The 18,470-nt window shown below is 41.0% G+C and carries 17 protein-coding genes; 4 read left to right on the top strand and 13 right to left on the bottom strand.

Features of this window, described 5'->3' with window-relative positions:
- Positions 1-71: 71 nt before the first annotated feature.
- Positions 72-470 carry a YidH family protein gene (locus tag FC093_RS18560; protein ID WP_137263309.1) on the top strand — a complete coding sequence of 133 codons (399 nt, stop codon included), beginning with the start codon at positions 72-74 and terminating at the stop codon, positions 468-470.
- An 82-nt stretch (positions 471-552) separates the two neighbouring features.
- On the opposite strand, the gene FC093_RS18555 is transcribed toward FC093_RS18560, so the two are convergent.
- Both FC093_RS18555 and FC093_RS18550 read right to left on the bottom strand, forming a co-directional pair.
- A complete protein-coding gene (locus FC093_RS18555) occupies positions 553-2,721 on the bottom strand; it encodes a cation:proton antiporter (RefSeq protein ID WP_137263308.1) in 2,169 nt (722 codons plus the stop codon).
- A 9-nt stretch (positions 2,722-2,730) separates the two neighbouring features.
- On the bottom strand, positions 2,731-3,321 hold the full coding sequence (locus tag FC093_RS18550) for a hypothetical protein (protein ID WP_137263307.1): 591 nt from the start codon (positions 3,319-3,321) through the stop codon (positions 2,731-2,733).
- Positions 3,322-3,773: 452 nt separating this feature from the next.
- Between FC093_RS18550 and FC093_RS18545 the strand changes: the two genes are divergently transcribed.
- Positions 3,774-4,421 carry an HAD family hydrolase gene (locus tag FC093_RS18545; protein ID WP_137263306.1) on the top strand — a complete coding sequence of 216 codons (648 nt, stop codon included), beginning with the start codon at positions 3,774-3,776 and terminating at the stop codon, positions 4,419-4,421.
- Between the two features lie 187 nt (positions 4,422-4,608).
- Here FC093_RS18545 and bglX read toward each other — a convergent pair whose 3' ends face one another.
- The 11 genes from bglX to FC093_RS18490 form a co-directional block, all read right to left on the bottom strand.
- Positions 4,609-6,891, bottom strand: coding sequence for a beta-glucosidase BglX (bglX, locus tag FC093_RS18540; protein ID WP_137263305.1), 2,283 nt, complete (start codon positions 6,889-6,891; stop codon positions 4,609-4,611).
- A 99-nt stretch (positions 6,892-6,990) separates the two neighbouring features.
- Positions 6,991-7,728 carry a tyrosine-protein phosphatase gene (locus FC093_RS18535; RefSeq protein ID WP_137263347.1) on the bottom strand — a complete coding sequence of 246 codons (738 nt, stop codon included), beginning with the start codon at positions 7,726-7,728 and terminating at the stop codon, positions 6,991-6,993.
- Positions 7,729-7,890: 162 nt separating this feature from the next.
- Complete coding sequence (locus FC093_RS18530; protein WP_137263304.1) at positions 7,891-8,907, bottom strand: Gfo/Idh/MocA family protein; 1,017 nt, start codon at positions 8,905-8,907, stop codon at positions 7,891-7,893.
- 153 nt (positions 8,908-9,060) lie between these two features.
- On the bottom strand, positions 9,061-9,765 hold the full coding sequence (locus tag FC093_RS18525) for an acylneuraminate cytidylyltransferase family protein (RefSeq protein WP_137263303.1): 705 nt from the start codon (positions 9,763-9,765) through the stop codon (positions 9,061-9,063).
- 91 nt (positions 9,766-9,856) lie between these two features.
- Positions 9,857-10,363 carry a UpxY family transcription antiterminator gene (locus FC093_RS18520; RefSeq protein ID WP_137263302.1) on the bottom strand — a complete coding sequence of 169 codons (507 nt, stop codon included), beginning with the start codon at positions 10,361-10,363 and terminating at the stop codon, positions 9,857-9,859.
- A gap of 376 nt (positions 10,364-10,739) precedes the next feature.
- Entirely contained in the window at positions 10,740-11,405 is a 666-nt protein-coding gene (rsmI, locus tag FC093_RS18515; protein WP_137263301.1) for a 16S rRNA (cytidine(1402)-2'-O)-methyltransferase, read from the bottom strand.
- A 180-nt stretch (positions 11,406-11,585) separates the two neighbouring features.
- Positions 11,586-11,834: a phosphoribosylformylglycinamidine synthase subunit PurS gene (gene purS / locus FC093_RS18510; RefSeq protein WP_137263300.1), complete on the bottom strand. Its 249-nt coding sequence runs from the start codon at positions 11,832-11,834 to the stop codon at positions 11,586-11,588.
- Positions 11,831-12,598 carry a CDP-alcohol phosphatidyltransferase family protein gene (locus tag FC093_RS18505; protein WP_137263299.1) on the bottom strand — a complete coding sequence of 256 codons (768 nt, stop codon included), beginning with the start codon at positions 12,596-12,598 and terminating at the stop codon, positions 11,831-11,833. The genes purS and FC093_RS18505 overlap by 4 nt, the downstream gene beginning before the upstream one ends.
- Positions 12,598-13,887, bottom strand: a complete 1,290-nt coding sequence (locus tag FC093_RS18500; RefSeq protein WP_137263298.1) for an aminopeptidase P family protein — start codon at positions 13,885-13,887, stop codon at positions 12,598-12,600. The genes FC093_RS18505 and FC093_RS18500 overlap by 1 nt, the downstream gene beginning before the upstream one ends.
- A gap of 307 nt (positions 13,888-14,194) precedes the next feature.
- Positions 14,195-15,442 carry a peptidase T gene (pepT, locus tag FC093_RS18495; RefSeq protein ID WP_137263297.1) on the bottom strand — a complete coding sequence of 416 codons (1,248 nt, stop codon included), beginning with the start codon at positions 15,440-15,442 and terminating at the stop codon, positions 14,195-14,197.
- 92 nt (positions 15,443-15,534) lie between these two features.
- Positions 15,535-15,993, bottom strand: coding sequence for an FKBP-type peptidyl-prolyl cis-trans isomerase (locus FC093_RS18490; RefSeq protein ID WP_137263296.1), 459 nt, complete (start codon positions 15,991-15,993; stop codon positions 15,535-15,537).
- A gap of 79 nt (positions 15,994-16,072) precedes the next feature.
- Here FC093_RS18490 and FC093_RS18485 point away from each other — a divergent pair, with 79 nt between their 5' ends.
- The gene (locus tag FC093_RS18485; protein ID WP_137263295.1) at positions 16,073-17,326 is read left to right on the top strand and encodes an exo-beta-N-acetylmuramidase NamZ family protein; all 1,254 of its coding nucleotides are present in this window, start codon (positions 16,073-16,075) and stop codon (positions 17,324-17,326) included.
- A 126-nt stretch (positions 17,327-17,452) separates the two neighbouring features.
- Complete coding sequence (gene fmt, locus FC093_RS18480; protein WP_240743361.1) at positions 17,453-18,427, top strand: methionyl-tRNA formyltransferase; 975 nt, start codon at positions 17,453-17,455, stop codon at positions 18,425-18,427.
- The last annotated feature ends 43 nt before the right edge of the window (positions 18,428-18,470 follow it).

The raw sequence follows: 18,470 nt of genomic DNA, 5'->3' as shown, positions 1-18,470 counted from the left end.
TTCTCACAAAACATGCAAATTGCTTATTGTGCCGGTAGGTATTGTATTTGCATGCGTAGGCAAAAAGAAGCATGGATAATAAAGACAACGAGAAAGAAAGAAAACCGGCCGGACCTACCGACCACCTTGCTAATGAACGTACTTTTTTGGCATGGATACGTACCAGCATTGCACTGATGGGCTTTGGCTTTGTGATTGTAAAATTTGCTTTGTTTATCAGGCAATTATCGGTGGCACTGGGCGGTAAGGTAGCCATTCCGGGCAAAGGCTATTCGGCAATCACAGGCGTTATTATGGTAGCTTTAGGCGCAATTTTGGCAATGCTGGCTTTCATCAGATATTTAAATATAGAAAAGCAGTTGAACAACAATTCTTATTTCCCTTCCAAATGGCTGTCTGCTTTACTTACGCTGAGCATTTTGATTGGCAGCATCCTGCTGGTGTTGTACTTATTGCCCAATATTAAATAATGATAATAAATTAACCGCCGGGCGTTTCCACCCGCCGGAAAGTATAGTAGTGTAGTTGATAATGTGCTAAATGGGCAATCCTCTACTTTTTTCGCCTGAATAATTCTCTCAACAAATCGCCCGGTTTTTTAAGCACCTGTACTTTTTCAGTTACTGTTTCTGCCAGCGAACTGTCTACATATTGCACGTCATCCATCTTAATGCCTTGTTCTACCTGCTTAGGATAAATAAGCAGGTAAGATTGGTTAGCAAAATAGATCTTTAAATAATAGGGCAATTTTTCCAATGCTGTTTGATAAGAAGCATATCCTTTACGGGAGGTAACAATTGCAAACAAATCGTTTTGCTTTAAGTAAGAGCTCAAAATCAAAAAATCGTCCCAATTGTGAAAGAGGGTATACACGGCAGGAATATTTTCGCCTGCATTTTTCTGAAACTGTTTTAACTCTACTATTGTTTCGGCCGCAGCATAAAACGATAGTGTCAATCCGGCTTCTTTGGCAATGGTCATTATCTTCAGCAACCAGTGTGTAAAGCCGGGTTCAGTTTCCGCTTTGGGCGTTACAACTGTTACTATTCTTTTGATAGTATTTAGTGGCTGAACGTGATTGTAGATAAAAATGGTTTCGTAAATACGCTTGATAATTCTTTCGGTAATAGCACCGAAAAAATCTTTTTTATCATCTTCGCCACGATGCAGCCCGATGATCAGATCGGTAATGTTTTGCTCTTTAATGGTGTAAATAATACCATTACTAATGTTGGTATCGTAGCGCGTAATAGGTTGCAGCACTACTTCTGCAGCGGCCGCCTGCTTTACTGCTTTGTCCAGCAGCTTTTTACCTGCAGGTTCTGCTTTTTCGTTATTATCTTCATCGCTTACCACATGCAGTACATACAAAGCGGTAGTGCTTTTTTTGCCTTTCATCATCAGTCCTATATCCACCAGTTCTGTTACATTGTGCGGGTAAGCCAGCGAAATCAAAATACGTTGTTGTGCCGCCGTGTTATCTTTTGCTTCATCGTCATTGGTTAATACAAGCTGTCTTGCTGCTCTTTCAACCACAAAGGAACTGATGGCGCAACTTATTAATATAAGCAAAATAGTACCATTCAATACATCTTCATTCAGTAGCCTGATAGGATCGCCATTGGGCGCTTCGCCAATGATAATATTGTAGCCTACCAGTATAATTGCCAGCGTAGCCGCAGCATGGGAGGTGCTTAATCCAAAAATCATATTGCCTTCTGCCGGTAGTAGTTTGAATGCTTTTTGGGTAATGCGGGCTGCCACATATTTTGTGCTGATGGCTACTACTACAATCACGCCCGCTACGCGCAGTGCTCCCCATCCTTTTACCAGCACCGTTACATCTACCAGCATACCTACACTGATGAGAAAAAAAGGAATAAATAAAGCATTACCTACAAAGTCTATACGGTTCATCAGCGGCGAAGTGTGCGGTACAAACCTGTTTAACACCAGCCCCGAAAAAAAAGCGCCAATAATGGCTTCTATACCTGCGGCTTCGGCTAAAAAAGCAGAAAGAAAAACAATAGCCAGCACAAAAATGTATTGCGATACCGCATCATCAAATTTCTTGAAAAACCAGCGGATGATATATGGAAAAACAAGAAAAACAATAAGTACAAAAACCAGGGTAGATATGCCCAATGTAATCCAGAACGAAGAAGTAACTTCTTCTTTGGTCATGCCCGAAACGGCTGCTAATATTAATAAAGCAAAAATATCGGTTATCATCGTTCCGCCAATGGTAAGCGTAACGGCTCTGTTTTTGGTAATGCCAAAGCGGCTGGCAATAGGATACGAAATAAGCGTGTGTGTAGAAAACATACTTGCCAGCAGGATAGACGACAAAAGGCCATAGCCCAATATATAATAGCTTGCCAACGTGCCAAATGTGAGCGGCAGCAAAAAAGTAGTAATGCCAAATACGATAATTTTATTTCTGTTTTTTTTAAACTCGGTGAGATCTATTTCCAGTCCGGCTAAAAACATGATATACAGCAAGCCTACTGTTCCAAACAATACAATACTGCTATCTCTGCGTAACAGGTTTAAGCCATACGGTCCCACAATTACGCCTGCCAGTATCAATCCTATTATATGTGGCACCTTTATTTTATTAAATAAAATAGGAGCAAACAGTATAATAAACAATACGAGCGAAAATATTATAACAGGATTGCGCAATGGCAAATCAAAATTCAAATCGGCTAATAATACCATGCAAAAAATTTATTTGGATGATGACTTTTGTTTGCTCAATTGCAGGCTATATATAATTCTGCAATCATTCTCCCGCACTATTTCCCGCTGACCTTCCATTGTATCGTTGCCGGTCAGCGTGAGACGTATAGTCATTTTGGTTGCTGGTTCTGTGGGGGCATCTGTTATGTTTTCAGTAAGCGTGAGCATATTACCGTCGTAGCTGCCGGTATATACTCTTACCAGTTTATCGCTGGCAATTGCTTTTGCAACAATAAAACTGCTATCGTAACCAATATTCCAGGTTTCTGTTTTTGTATCGCCCACCGCCGAGCCGGGACAAGTTGTTTCGGTGCAGGTCATCTTCACATTCCACTCGCCAATAAGCTGTTGGTTGTACACCAATGCCGTATCGGTTTTTGTTTTAACGCTGTCCAGCTTTTGCTTTAGCTCCAGCACCTCTTCCTCTCTTAAAGCCAGCGATTTTTCTCTTAACGAGAGTTGTTGCTCTCTTTGCGCCAGCTCGTCTTCTTTCTTCTGTACCGCTTCTTCACGGGCTCTCAAGCCACAACCCGAACAAAACAATACAACCATTAAATACATTGTAATAACTCTTATCATCTGCTACCGGTTTATTTAATAAAAATACAGATCAGCACCAGGGCGTATTTGTAGAATACCGAATATTTCAAAGTTAAGTAAATGAATTTGTTACGATGCTCAATGGATAATGCAGAATGTAAACAATTCAGGCTTTTGCGCTATCAAATTTTATCTGCTGCTCTTACATAGTCACACTCTACAGCCTTATTTTCTATCTTTTTAATAAGATTGTAAGGTCTTTTGCCTGTAACCTACAATTGCATCTTTAGATAATAGATAAAATCAATGCGACTGTTTGAAATGTACTCCAAAAAAATAAGCCTTTAACAGTGTGCTAATAAAGCTTTACCTTTTTACTACCTGCATCTGTTTTGTAACTAATCCCTTTTTGTTTATGTTGCCAAAAAATAACTTACAAGTACAGCACTTTTTATCCATTGCATCTATAAACAACCATTATTATAAAACAAATGCCTACAATAAAAGCAGTCATTTTTGACCTTGATGGAACATTGGCAAACACCTTACCACTTTGTATTGAAGCATTTCGCCAATCAATAGAGCCATTAATAAAACATACAATTACTGATGCTGAAATCATCGCCACTTTCGGACCTTCTGAAGAGGGAACTATTATGGCTTTAGCTCCCGGGCATTACGATAAGGGCATAGCAGATTACTTACATCATTACGAAAGTTTGCACGAGATGTGTCCACTGCCATTTGATGGTATTAAAGAAGTATTGAAAATGTTGCAAGGTAAAGGTGTGCGTATTGCCATGGTTACGGGCAAAGGCAAACACAGCACTGCTATTTCTTTAAAACATTTTGAGTTGACACCTTTCTTTGAAATAATTGAAACCGGCTCACCCGCAGGACCACAAAAGGCAAATGGTATCCAATTAATTCTGGAGGCATTTAAAGAAGTACAAAAAGAGGAAGCATTGTATGTTGGTGATGCGCCCAGCGATATTATTGCAAGCAGAAAAGCAGGCATTCCGGTAGTTGCGGCAGCGTGGGCCGAAACTACAGCGCCCGAAAGCTTAAAAGCATTACAGCCGGATGAATTGTTTTATACGGTAAAGGACTTTAGCAACTGGTTGTTTGAGAGGATATAAATCGGGTTATATAAAGTGTAATAAAAGCGCATGAAAAAGGCTCAGAACTTTTGAAGGTTCTGAGCCTTTTATTTTCTAAAACACTTGGTGCTTGCGAGTGTTCTTCGCGCCTATATGGTTTCAAAAAGTCTGATTCTATTTCACAATGTACATTTAGTTCTAAGCATCCTACTTGCAGCTTACTTAATTATTTATCCCAGTTCACCATTGCCGATTTTACGTCGCGCGAATTTGGTCCGATATGGATAATAAATGTACCTGGTTCAAAAACATACTTCAAATCGCTGTTGTAAAACTTCAAATCGTCAGAGGTAATATTAAATATTACCTGTTTACTTTCGCCGGGTTGCAGCATTATTTTTTGAAAACCCTTTAATTTCTTCACCGGCTGCGTTACACTTGCTACCGGGTCGCCAATGTACAGTTGCACTGTTTCTTCGCCGGCAACAGCACCGGTATTGGTAACCGTAACGGTTGCTTTTAATGTTTGATTACCGCTTATAGTATTGCTATCGAGGCTTACATCAGAATAGCTGAAAGTGGTATAACTTAAGCCATAACCAAAAGGATACAACGGATCGTTGGTTACATCCAGATAATCGCTTTTAAACTTGGTGCCTTGTCCTTCTATGTAGGGGCGACCTGTGTTTTTGTGGTTGTAATAAATGGGAATTTGCCCCACATTGCGCGGAAAAGTCATGGTTATTTTTCCCGAAGGATTGTAGTTGCCAAACAACACATCGGCAATGCCGTTGCCTGCTTCAGTGCCGCCAAACCACGCATCCACAATGGCAGCTACATGTTCGTCTTCCCAGGTTAATGTCATTGGCCTGCCATTCATTAATACCACCACCACTGGTTTACCGGTAGCTACCAGAGCTTTTAATAACGTTTGCTGGCTTTCGGGCAAGCTAATATCAGTCATGCTCGATGATTCGCCGGTCATATCGGCAGCTTCGCCCAAAGCTGCAACTATTACATCAGCGTTTTTAGCTATGTTTACCGCCTCATCCAGCATTTCCTGCGGCGTGCGCTGGTCTATGCTTATTTCTTCGCCAAAAGCATTCACTCTTTTTGCAAATGCTGTATCATCCGAAATGTTGGTACCTTTTGCATAAATAATATTCACGCTGTCACCACCCACATATCTCATACCACTGTCGATAGTTACCGATTTTTGCCAATCGCCCGACACGCTCCAGGTGCCCAGCATATTACGCTGGCTTTGGGCTAAGGGACCAATTAATGCGATAGTGCCGCTTTTCTTTAAGGGTAAAACACCGTTGGTATTTTTTAATAATACACAGGCATGGGCGGCATAATTTCTGGCAGCAGCCCGGTTTTCATCGGTCATTATATCGCGCAATACGCGGCTTTCATCCAAAAACCGATAGGGATTGGCAAATAAGCCAAGGTCGTATTTTGCCTCCAGTATCCTACGGCAAGCCACATTTATTTGCTGCTCTGTTACTTTGCCTTCTTTCAGCGATTGTTTCAATGTGGTGAGGAAACCTTCGCTTACCATGTCCATATCCAGGCCTGCTTTTAAAGCTAAGGCCGATACGGTTTGCAAATCGCCTGATCCATGTGCAATCATTTCGCTTACGGCAGTATAATCTGACACAACAATACCCTTAAAACCCCACTGCTTACGCAGTAAATCGGTGAGCAGCCATTTATTTGCCGTTGCGGGTATGCCATCTATTTCATTAAAAGAGCTCATCACACTGCCTACACCGGCATCCACAGCAGCTTTGTATGGCGGCAGGTAGTATTCATACATTTTAATACGGCTCATATCCACTGTGTTGTAATCCCGGCCGGCTTCGGCAGCGCCATATAGTGCAAAATGCTTTACGCAGGCCATCAGGTGTATGGCGCTGTCGTAATTACTGCCCTGATAGCCGCGCACCATAGCGGCTGCAATTTTGCTGCCCAGATAAGGGTCTTCGCCGCTGCCTTCTGCCACACGTCCCCAGCGTGGGTCGCGGGCAATATCTACCATTGGCGAAAAAGCCCAGTTGAGCCCATCAGCAGTAGCTTCTTTGGCGGCAATGGCTGCACTTTGTTCTATCAGTGCAGTATCCCAGCTACAGGATAAACCCAATGGTATTGGAAAAATAGTACGATGGCCATGAATCACATCGAGCCCGAAGAGTAAGGGAATATGCAAACGGCTGTTTTTTACAGCAATATCCTGTGCCTGCCGCACAGCCGTAGGACCGGTAATGCCAAATAAACCGCCTACCAAACCGTTGCGGATTTTATCATCCACATCCTGGCTCACTACCGAGCCGGTAACAGCGCCGCCGGGCGTTACCAGATTGAGCTGACCTATCTTTTCATCAATGGTCATTTTACTCATCAGGTTATTGATGAAAGCTGTTTTATTAGTCACATGAGGCGGCTGACTATTCGCATACGAAAAACAAGCAGTGCAGAGCAAGAGTGTAACTATTTTTCTTTTCATCAGCGGAGCAATTTTGTTTATACAAATGTATGCTGCGCAAAGCGAAATGAATGCAAGGCGGAACTACGGGCATTAAAAAGAAGTGCTACCCGTAACTGTTTACAGGAGTGTTTTGTTAAGCAAATTGGCTCCGGTTAAAAGGGTGTGAAAACTTTTTTTAGCTGCCAATTCCTGCAAGGCATTGAGGTGGTTGGTATGGTGCATATCGGTGCCGGCAAACTGTATCATATCTTGCTTAATCAGTTTTTCAGCAACGATTTTTACACCCTTTCCATAATAGCCCAACAGCGAAAGCAAATTGACCTGCAATACAGCACCGAGGTCTATAAGGCGCTGGTATTTTGCAAAATCGTTATGATAATAGAGGTAACGCTCGGGATGTGCAATAATGGGTTTTAAACCCTTCATATTCAGTTCAAAAATCACCTGCTCCATGTTGGGGGATGGCGCAATATAACTCATCTCGATAAGGATGTATTTATCGCAAAGCGTGAGTAGTTGGTCTCCTCTTTTAATACTGTTTTCAAAGTCTATATCCACCATATATTCTGCTGCGGCGTCAATTTGCACTGGTATGTTTTGCTCCCGCAAAGCCCTTTTTACTTCTTCCAGACGCGGCAAAATAGTTGCCGGGCTGTTGGGATGCAGGTCTGCAATAATATGTGGTGTGCAGATGAACTTTTGATAACCCAAGCCGTGCAATTCTTTGATGAAGGCAATGGTTTCATCCATTGTTTTTAAACCATCATCTAAGCCTGGCAGCAGATGCGAGTGCATGTCGGCGCCAATAAAGGATAAATCGGGTGCTACTTTGGAAGACCGGAAGAGGGATAGCATATCCGCAAACATACATAAATGAAGCGAGAGGGGTTGTTAATTGTAATGGCTGGTAGAAATAGGAGAGTATATTTTAACTGAATTTAAAGGCTATCCTTCTGCAGGAGTAAAGTCGTTCTGGGGCAACAGGCTTAATAAATCTGCTGTAGTATAAAGTACTTATTATATATTCAAAAGATTAGCCGCATATATTCTTTCAATAATTTCCACGGTCTTTAAACCTTCATGGGCATTGGTGCTGATAGCAGCGCCGTTTTGCAATACATCCAATACATTCTGATATACTTTATCATGGTTGCTCATGCTACCCTTGTAAGTACCGTAATCATTAGCTTTGCCATGTTCATTTACCACAGGTAAAACATAATCCTGAATGTTTTGATATTGAATAATATTGAGGTATTGTCCACCAATTTTTATGGTTCCTTTTTCTCCGAACAAGGTAAATGAGCCTTCCATATTTTCTTTATAAGTATTAACTGTATAATTTAATGTGCCTATGGCGCCACTTTGCATGTGCAGGATGACTGCACCGGTATCTTCAAAAGCAATGCCCGATGGGTGTGCCCGGTTTTGTAAATAGGATTGCACTTCTTTTACATCGCCAAGCAGCCAGTAGAGTATATCAATAAAATGGCTGAATTGTGTAAATAATGTGCCACCGTCCAGGTCTCTCGTGCCATGCCAGCTATTGCGGTAATACGCTTCATCTCTATTCCAAAAGCAATTTATTTGAAAGCTTAAAATAGTGCCAAGCGCATTTTGCATTAAAGCTTTCTTTACTTCGGCAACGGCTTTGTTAAAACGGTTTTGTTTTACAATAAATAAGTACTTATTGTATTGTTCGCTTGCTGCAATCATTTGTTTACCGTCCGGCATATGTATTGCCATTGGCTTCTCACATACTACATGATGGCCAGCTTTTAAACACTCAATTGTTTGGGGTGCATGTAAACCATTAGGCGTGCAAATAGCTATTACCTCTACTGCTGGTTCATTTACTAATAATTCTTCTAAAGAGAAGTACTTATTTACATGGTATTGATTACCCAAGGCTGTTGCCTTAGCAATATCAATATCACAAACGGCAGCAAGCTTTGCAAAGTTATTTATGTGCAATGCATGTCGTTGACCAATATTGCCGCATCCAACGATAGCAAAGGAAATGTTTGAAGTCATGTTTTATACTGAGAAATATATGCTTGGTTTAGCAAAGACTTTGCGACGACAAAATCATTAGAGCTTTAGTTTTTAGCCACTGTCATTTGCGTAAGGTATTTCAATAATTGATCAATACAACGTAATATCTAAGTTAAAAATAGCTACCGTATGCTATTCAAAAGATGGATGGCGGCTGAGTAAAAATTTTATCAATTCATAGTCTGTTTCTTCATCAATATCCAACGCTCTTTTGCTATGTATCTCATATACCCTGCATACTGCCTGACTCCAGTGCGAGTAGTTGTATAATGCTGACTTTTTTATTACAAATGCAGCATTCGAAAGGCTGAATACTGTAGGTGCATCCTGCCACCTAACAACGGGTTCATCCAATTTCTTCACTATTTCAACATAGCCTTTCTTTGTTAATTCTACCATGTTTAAATACGGATTCCTTCGGGAATGATAGCCGGTAATTACGACATCTGTTTCGGGGTGCTGCAAAGCCATTTTAACAGCACCATCTATATCTGCTGCCGTTTTAAACGGAACGGTGACATCCATATCCACGATATAGCTGACTTCTTTCCCAAATTCCTTTTCATATTTTTCTAAAACATGTAATAATACCGGCCACTTAGATGACCCCTCCATTGCCAATGGAGCTGGAAGCATAAAAGGGACTTTTGCATGGCATTGGATAGCTGTTGCTGCAATGTCCTCACTACCGGTAGATACAATTACATCATCCAGCATACTGCATTGATGCGTAGTCTCTATAGTATAAGCAATGAGTGGCTTATCATTCAGCAGCAACGCACTTTTATCTGCCATGTCTTTGTTGTTGCCTATGCAGCATATTGTTCCTAAAATCATTATGTAAGCTTTAATGTTCAAACTGCAAGTCACAAGCAGTACGTACTAAATTATATTAATTCAGCACCTGTTGCTCAAAGTTTTTTCTATGCTAAACGGATTTTACATGCTGCACCGGAAATTCTACGACCATTACCTGTCCTAAACTTTCCAGTCTTACATACAATGTTTTTTTACCACTCTTTATAATGGTTCCCGTATTTTGTATAAAAACACCTTGTGTGATCTGTACTTTTATATCTTCTTCCAGCGACTCCCACGATTGCGTAGTAATAGCTGCTTCTCCTTCCTGAAGGTACGATTTGATGAGCTGAATTTCTTCGTCTTTAATGATGGCCGGCTTGCCTAAATAATGTACATAGTTGAGTACACCATCGGTCTGTAATACTTCAATGCGCTGCCGCCCGGTAACATGCACAAACACATACGATGTAAAAAGCGGTTGCAGTATTGTTTTCTTTCTGTCGCTCCATTGCCGCACTACTTTTTGCAGGGGGCACCAGCTTTCAATAAATTTCTTTTGCAGCAATGTATCTACTCTTTTCTCCGATCTTGGGCGGGTGTACACAGCATACCAGTGTTTTTCATTCTCAGCCATAAATCATTTATTTACAAAGCTTCGCTATGAGGACAATCTTTGTTTACTGCGAATAACATGCTGAATCGCTTTGCTTTTTATGTATTTTAAAAATAACCTAACTGGCAATCTTTCTTTTGTTTATTACCATAATAGTATTTTTAAAGTAACAGCCTTAACTGTATTCATAGCTAAAATCTTTCCATTATTCCTTTTGCTACAATTACTGGTAGCACAAGTGAATTTTGCTGGTATAAAGTGTTGATAATTTAGTATGGTTTTGTAGTAATGTTTTTGCCGCGGGATTAATAGGGAAAGACCGACGTATTTTTTTATCAATATATGATGGTTTTAGGTGAACGGATGGTTGGATATAGTTGCCGTATTTTTTACTACATTATGCTTTTCCTTGCACCACTATTACGATCTCGCCTTTTACATCTTTTTGTTTAAAATAATCATGCACTTCCTGTAAGGTGCCCCTTTTATTTTCTTCAAATAGTTTCGTCAACTCTCGGCTGATGCTGCATTGCCGTTCTGCCCCAAAATAAGTAATCAATTCCGCTAATGTTTTTACAAGACGTATAGGGCTTTCGTACAAAACCATCGTGCGCTCTTCTTCAGCCAGTTTGGTAAGCAAAGTATGCCGCCCTTTTTTAAGGGGTAAAAAGCCTTCAAACACAAAACGATTAATTGGCAATCCGCTATTGACCAATGCCGGCACGAATGCAGTAGCGCCAGGCAAACATTCAACTTTAATGTCGTTTTTTATACATTCCCGTACCAATAAAAAAGCCGGATCAGAAATGCCAGGTGTACCCGCATCGGTGATAAGTGCAAAATGTTTTCCTCCTGACAACTGGTCAATCAAATGTTGTAAAATTTTGTGTTCGTTATGTTGATGATACGGGGAAAGCGGTTTTTGTATGTTGTAATGCTGCAGCAATTTGGAAGAAGTACGCGTGTCCTCGCACAATATTACATCGGCACTTTGCAATACCTCGATAGCACGTAAGGTAATGTCTTTTAAGTTGCCAAGCGGTGTAGGAACAAGATGCAGCATTAATGTGTGATTTGATTTAATTTTCGGGAAATGGCTCTTTTTGAAATACCTTTTATCTGCTCAGGTTCGTGTCTCCACGAGGCTTATTAAGTGCCTTTCAGCAAAACAAAATAATAGTTTGTATTTCAAAAACAGGTTCGTGAAGACACGAACATGGGCGAAAAAATTTATTTCAGATTATCAATTCACCATTTCAATTTCGTAAAATTCCATTACCGGATTGGCGAGCAGTTTTTTGGCAGCATCTTCTGCTACATTTCGGGCTTCACTTTCAGTGTTGGCGTCTATCTGCAACGTTATGTGCTTGCCAATGCGTACGTCCTGCACGCCTTGCAAACCCAGATTTTGCAAACTACCCATCACGGCTTTGCCTTGTGGGTCAAGTAAATCTTTCAGCGGCATTACTTTTATCTGTACGTTATACTTCATGGATTATTTTTTGGTTTAAAAAGCAAAGATAAAATGACGTAAGCAATAAAGCTAAGCGGCACTGCCAGCCATCCGAATAAAAAGCCACAAACTATGGCAACGATAGCGACAATAATGAACGGTGTGAAAGCCTTAACAGATGCATTTTTGAACTTCAACGCCAGCATGGGCAAAGTAGAAACCATCAGGTAACTAACAATGATAACCACCGCATACCAAAACCATTGATTTAAAAATAAATTGATAATAGCAGGTGTATTACTATAAAACCAAATTAACGGAAACGAGGCAATGAGCAAGCCTGCAGCAGGAATGGGAACGCCTTTAAATCCGGTACTTTGCGAAGTATCCAGGTTAAATCTTGCTAAACGGTAAGCGCCTGCACACGGCACAATAAAAGCCGGTAACAGCCAGGCTGTACTTACATCCAACCCATTGGGCTGTTGCGAAAAACTTAAGCGTAAAAACTCGTAAATAATTAAGCCCGGTGCCACGCCAAAACTTACCACATCGCACAACGAGTCTAACTGTGCACCCAAAGCGGAGGAGGCTTTGAATAAACGTGCTACAAAACCATCCAAAAAATCTATTATGGCTGCACAGCCAATAAACACCGACGCCCAATAAATATTTTCGGGTAAAATCACCAGGCTCTGACCGGTTTCATCGGTAGTAAATGTCAATCCGGATTGCAGTACGCACACAATAGCCATGCATCCGAAAACAAGGTTGAGCAGCGTCAGAATATTAGGTACTTGCTTCATTATTTTTTCATTAACGCTTCTATCTCTTCGGCCGTTATTGGGATATTTTTCATCAAGTCTTTATTACCATTTTCGGTTATCCACACGTTGTTTTCTATGCGAATGCCGATACCTTCTTCTTCAATATAAATACCGGGTTCTACGGTGAGCAACATGCCCGGCTGCAACGGTTCTGTTTTAGTGCCCAAATCATGCACATCAATACCCAAATGGTGCGATATACCATGATATAAATACCTGCGGTACGCACGGTTGTCTTTGTCTTCGTTCTTTACCTCTTCTTCGCCAATCAATCCAAGTTTAATAAACTGACTGGTAGCTTCATCGCCTGCTTTTTCATGATATTCCAGCAGCGTAATACCCGGTTTGAGAATGGATTTGCAATAGTTGTGCAGATGCAGGCAAGCATTATATACTTCTTTCTGGCGCGTTGTAAATTTGCCATTTACCGGCACGGTACGCGTGAGGTCGGCCGCATAGCCGCCATACAAAGCACCAAAATCCATCAGCACCAGCTCGCCATTTTTACATTCTTCATTATTAAATATATAATGCAAGGTCCGGGCACGGTCACCACTGGCAATGATGCTGCCATAAGCTTCGCCACGGGCGCGGTTGCGCAAAAATTCATGCATGATTTCCGCTTCAATTTCATATTCCATTACCCCAGGTTTAATGAATTGCAGCAACCGGCGAAATGCTTTTTCTGTAATGTCAATTGCCTGTTGCACTACTTCAATTTCTTCAGGGGTTTTTATAGCACGAAGCTTACGCAAAATTTTTGCACTGCGCTCAAACTGATGCAGCGGATATTGTTGTTGTATTTCGTGGATGTAGCGGTAGTCACGCGTTTGTATCGGGCTGCTTTTCCGGTCGTTTTCATTCGTATTTAAGTAAATAATATCTGCCGAATGAATCCACATTTGCAGCAATGCAGGTAACGCATCCAGCCATACAATTTTTTCAATGCCCGAAATGGTTTTCCCTTCTTCTGCACGCAGGCGTTTACCGTCCCATTTTTCTTTCATTTCATTCGGACGTACCAACACCAAGACTTCACGATATTTTGGATCGGGATTACCGGGATATAAAATCACCATCGTATCTTCCTGCTCAATGCCCGAAAGCCAGTATAAATCGCTGTTTTGCAAAAAACGGTAGAGCGCGTCACCATTAGATGGCATTTCATCATTGCTGTTGAAAATGGCAATGCTGTGAGGCTTCATTTCCTGTACAAAACGCTGCCGGTTTTTGGTAAACAACGTATTGCTTATTGGTAAGTGTTTCATATTGTAAAGCAAAAAGATAAGATTGTAAAAATAAGCGCTAAAGAGATTGGATGAGTGCTGCCAGGATTTTCATGTGAAAGTATTGTGTTATGAATGAAAACCCAGCAGATAAAGTATGATAAACAAAAGCTGTTTTTTACCGCAGAGGAAAAGGAGTTGAGGCAGAGTTTCACAGAGGTATTCACCACTTTAGTATGGGAATAAATAAGCTGTTTTTTGAACTGCAAAGACTCGAAAAAAGTTACATTAGGCATTCTTCTTATCTTCCGGATACCCTTCGTGTCCTTGCGACTTAGTGGTTTAAAAACTAACTCTTTTCCTCCCAAATCTGCACCAGATACACTAATGTCATCACAGCTTTTTCCATGTCCTTCACACCAATCCATTCGTGCCGGCTATGGATGGCTTGCATACCGGTAAATAAATTGGGACAAGGCAAACCCATAAAGCTCAACCGGCTGCCATCGGTACCACCGCGAATGAGTTCTTTTTTGGGTTGCAAACCGGCACGTTGTATTGCTTCTTCGGCATATGTAATTAGTTGGGGATGTTGACTGACTATTTCTTTCATGTTGCGGTATTGCTCTGTTACCTCAAACTGCATTGTAGCTCTTGAATATTTTGCAACAATGTTATTGGCAATATTTTTTAACCGCTCTTCGTGCTGTTGTAGATTTGCTGTTTCAAAATCACGGACAATAAAGTCAAGGGTTGCCTGCTCGGCCGCTCCGCCAATCGCAACCGGATGTACAAAGCCCTGGCGTTGTTCCGTTGTTTCCGGGCTCCATTCATTATCAGGCAAAGCCGCTAATATTTCACCCACTATTTTCAGTGCATTCACCATTTTTCCCTTTGCATAGCCGGGATGTGCTATCACGCCATTTACTGTAATGCGTGCGCTATCAGCGCTAAAAGTTTCATCTTCTATCGTGCCCTTTTCACCGCCATCGAGGGTGTAAGCAAAGTCGGCATTTATTTTATTTAAATCAATATTATTGGTGCCTTTTCCTACTTCTTCGTCAGGCGTAAATACTATTTTTATTTCTCCATGTTTTACCTCGGGATGCTCTGATAAAAAGTTGGCCATATCCATTATTTCGGCAACACCGCTTTTATCATCGGCACCCAATAGAGTCAATCCGCTGGCAGTAATAATATCGCCTCCAATATGTTCTTTTAAATAAGGATAGTCTTTTATCGAAATCACCTGAGAATTATCATCGGGCAATATGATGTCTTTACCAATATATTGCTTGTGCAGTATAGGTTTCACATTTGTACCACTGCAGTCTGGCGCAGTGTCTATGTGGCTGCAAAAGCAAACCACCGGCACTTGTTTATGGGTGTTGGAAGGAATGGTTGCATATACATAACCATACACATCCAACTCCACATCGGCAACTCCCATTTGCGTTAATTCTTCCACCAGTAAACGACCTAAAGTCTTTTGCTTTTCGGTAGTAGGCGCAGTAGTGCTGTTAGGGTCACTTTGCGTATCTATTTGCACATAACGTGTAAACCGCTCTGCAGCAGTAAAATGATATTGAGAAAACATGAACGATAGTAAATTGCTCACACCTGCCTGTCGGCAGAAAGGCAGGTGTGAGAAAAGTAGTAATGTGAATAAATGATGAAAAAATCTTTGAATTACGGCATAATAATTTTCGACTTGCCTTGTCCATTTATAGATACCAGTTCCAAATCAAAAATCAAATCTTTACCTGCCAACTGATGATTGGCATCCAGCAGTACTACATCATCTTTCACTTCAGTAATCACTACAGGAATTACCTGTCCCTGGCCATCGCTCATGTTTAAAGTCATGCCTTCTTCGGGCGTAATATCTGCCGGGAAGCGGTCGCGCGGAAACTCCATAATCATGTGTTCGTGTCTTGGACCGTATGCTTCAACCGCAGGTATATGAATGGTTTTCTTTTCACCCGGTTCCATACCGGTTACACCTGTATCAAAACCCGGTATTACTTGTCCGCTACCTACTTCAAACTCGAGCGGCTGACGTCCTTCACTGCTGTCGAAAACAGTTCCATCTTCCAGGCGGCCACGATAATGTATTTGTACGGTATCTCCTTTTTTTACCTGTTCCATAATTGGTGTTTTTATAAGTTTTAAAACGCGAAAGATAAAGTTATCCTTTTTTGTAAGCAACTATTTTTAATTTCGGCAAATGATATACAAAAGATTGCTCCTGCTCCTGCTTTCAAGTGTTTTGCTCACAACTGCTTTTTGTCAAACCGCTACAAAAGCAGATACGGCCATACTGCCGGGTGCTTATCGCACAGATGTGTATTTGCCATATTTAACAGGCAAAAAAGTAGGCATATTCGCCAATCAAACTTCAACCATCGGGCAAACGCACCTGGTAGATACTTTGCAAAAGCTGGGTGTAAACATTGTAAAAATATTTGCACCCGAGCACGGCTTCAGAGGTACTGCCGGTGCGGGTGAACATCTGAATAATGACACGGACAAACAAACCGGTATTCCTATTGTTTCTTTATATGGAAAAAAGGTAAAGCCAACGACTGCTGATTTAAAAGACGTAGATGTGCTGGTATTTGATTTACAGGATGTAGGTGTTCGCTTTTACACGTATCTTTCTTCGTTACAGTATTTTATGGAAGGTGCTTTTGAAAATGGCAAACCGTTATTTGTTTTAGACCGGCCAAATCCCAATGGTTTTTATGTGGATGGGCCCGTGCTGGAGCCTGCTTATAAAAGCTTTATAGGTATGCAGCCAATACCCGTTGTATATGGCATGACGATAGGCGAGTATGCACGAATGATAGCCGGTGAAAAATGGCTGAGCGAAACTGCCAATAAAGTGTACACTTCTTATGAACATGCTAAAGCAACTAAGGATACACCTATTCATTTTATAGTAATAAAATGTGCCAATTATACCCATGCCAGCCGGTACCAATTACCTGTAGCACCGTCGCCTAATTTGCCAACTATGCACGCTGTATATATGTATCCATCCACTTGTTTTTTTGAAGGCACCAATCTGAGCGAAGGTCGCGGTACTGCACATCCGTTTGAATATTTCGGGCATCCATCTTTGCCCGACAATTTGTTCCATTTTACACCGCAAAGCACCACTGCTGCCAAAGATCCAAAGCTCAAAAACCAATTGTGTTACGGGTGGGATATTACTGATGCAGCCCTGCTCCCGCAATTGCAACTGAAATGGTTGCTGCAGGCGTACCAGCTTTTTCCCGATAAAGACAGTTTTTTTATTCAGCCAAAAAGTAAGCAGCCTGCTGATTATTTTTTTAATAAGCTAACTGGAAACAGCACTTTAATGCAGCAAATCATTAGTGGCAAAACCGAAGCGCAAATACGCGCAAGCTGGCAGCCGCAATTAGATGCGTTTAAAAAAATAAGAAAGAAGTATTTGTTGTATGAGGATGAGAGATAAGAGATTTGAGTTACAAAGGCTCAGAGAAAATATGTTATACAAAGTGTCTTTTATATTCTTTGTATCGTTTTTTAGTTCTTTCTGTATTCGCGGTTCAAATTCTTTGATAGCGTTTACATTTGCGCTATGAACTATCAGGATTTGCGGATTGTATTTATGGGTACGCCAGCTTTTGCAGTCGCGTCTTTAGATGCACTGGTACAGGCGGGTTGTAATATTGTTGGCGTGATAACAGCGCCCGACAAGCCAGCCGGCAGAGGCATGAAACTAACTGAAAGTGCTGTAAAAAAATATGCAATGGAAAAAGGCTTGCATATTTTGCAACCGGAGAAACTGAAAAATCCTGCTTTCCTGGAAGCGCTACAAAATCTCCATGCCGATTTGCAGATAGTGGTTGCATTTAGAATGTTGCCCGAAGTAGTGTGGAATATGCCACCTATGGGAACCATTAACCTGCATGGTTCTTTGCTGCCGGCGTATCGCGGTGCGGCACCTATCAATTGGGCAATCATCAATGGTGAAAAAGAAACGGGGGTGACTACTTTTAAATTACAACATCAGATTGATACCGGTAATATTTTATTGCAGGAAAAAATACTGATAAACGATGATGAAACAGCTGGTGAACTGCATGATGTAATGAAAGAAGTTGGCGCGAAGCTGTTGATAAAAACGATAAAGGGATTGGCTGAAAACAGTATTAAAGAAGTGTTGCAGCAAAATGAAAACATAAGTAAAGCCCAACAACATGCACCTAAAATCTTTACCGAGACCTGCAAAATAGATTGGACAAAACCGGCAGATGAAATCTATAATCTAACCCGCGGATTATCGCCGTTTCCTGCTGCATTTACTTTTTTACAAAATAAGTTGTTGAAAATATATAAAGCGAAGAAAGAAATTTGTTTGCATAATGCTGAACCGGGGAGTTGCAAATCGGATGGAAAAACCTACTTGAAATTTGCCTGTGCTGATGGATATATATATGCGCTGGATGTGCAAATGGAAGGCAAAAAACGTATGTTGATAGAAGACTTTTTGAGAGGTTTTAGATTGAACCCCGAAGGCTCAAAGGACGATAAGCAATGTGAAGAAAAATAAAAACTTGAAGAGAGTTATGCCAAAGAAAAAGGTTCCGGATTTT

It is taken from the genome of Ilyomonas limi, from assembly GCF_005233845.1.
GTDB classification, from domain to species: domain Bacteria; phylum Bacteroidota; class Bacteroidia; order Chitinophagales; family Chitinophagaceae; genus Ilyomonas; species Ilyomonas limi.
Note: the sequence above shows the minus strand (reverse complement) of the source record. Positions and strands in the feature narration are given on the sequence as shown.

Coding starts and splice junctions, on each gene's coding strand:
- FC093_RS18560 (WP_137263309.1), top strand. CDS start 72: ATGGATAATAAAGACAACGAGAAAGAAAGAAAACCGGCCGGACCTACC.
- FC093_RS18555 (WP_137263308.1), bottom strand. CDS start 2,721: ATGGTATTATTAGCCGATTTGAATTTTGATTTGCCATTGCGCAATCCT.
- FC093_RS18550 (WP_137263307.1), bottom strand. CDS start 3,321: ATGATAAGAGTTATTACAATGTATTTAATGGTTGTATTGTTTTGTTCG.
- FC093_RS18545 (WP_137263306.1), top strand. CDS start 3,774: ATGCCTACAATAAAAGCAGTCATTTTTGACCTTGATGGAACATTGGCA.
- bglX (WP_137263305.1), bottom strand. CDS start 6,891: ATGAAAAGAAAAATAGTTACACTCTTGCTCTGCACTGCTTGTTTTTCG.
- FC093_RS18535 (WP_137263347.1), bottom strand. CDS start 7,728: ATGCTATCCCTCTTCCGGTCTTCCAAAGTAGCACCCGATTTATCCTTT.
- FC093_RS18530 (WP_137263304.1), bottom strand. CDS start 8,907: ATGACTTCAAACATTTCCTTTGCTATCGTTGGATGCGGCAATATTGGT.
- FC093_RS18525 (WP_137263303.1), bottom strand. CDS start 9,765: ATGATTTTAGGAACAATATGCTGCATAGGCAACAACAAAGACATGGCA.
- FC093_RS18520 (WP_137263302.1), bottom strand. CDS start 10,363: ATGGCTGAGAATGAAAAACACTGGTATGCTGTGTACACCCGCCCAAGA.
- rsmI (WP_137263301.1), bottom strand. CDS start 11,405: ATGCTGCATCTTGTTCCTACACCGCTTGGCAACTTAAAAGACATTACC.
- purS (WP_137263300.1), bottom strand. CDS start 11,834: ATGAAGTATAACGTACAGATAAAAGTAATGCCGCTGAAAGATTTACTT.
- FC093_RS18505 (WP_137263299.1), bottom strand. CDS start 12,598: ATGAAGCAAGTACCTAATATTCTGACGCTGCTCAACCTTGTTTTCGGA.
- FC093_RS18500 (WP_137263298.1), bottom strand. CDS start 13,887: ATGAAACACTTACCAATAAGCAATACGTTGTTTACCAAAAACCGGCAG.
- pepT (WP_137263297.1), bottom strand. CDS start 15,442: ATGTTTTCTCAATATCATTTTACTGCTGCAGAGCGGTTTACACGTTAT.
- FC093_RS18490 (WP_137263296.1), bottom strand. CDS start 15,993: ATGGAACAGGTAAAAAAAGGAGATACCGTACAAATACATTATCGTGGC.
- FC093_RS18485 (WP_137263295.1), top strand. CDS start 16,073: ATGATATACAAAAGATTGCTCCTGCTCCTGCTTTCAAGTGTTTTGCTC.
- fmt (WP_240743361.1), top strand. CDS start 17,453: ATGAACTATCAGGATTTGCGGATTGTATTTATGGGTACGCCAGCTTTT.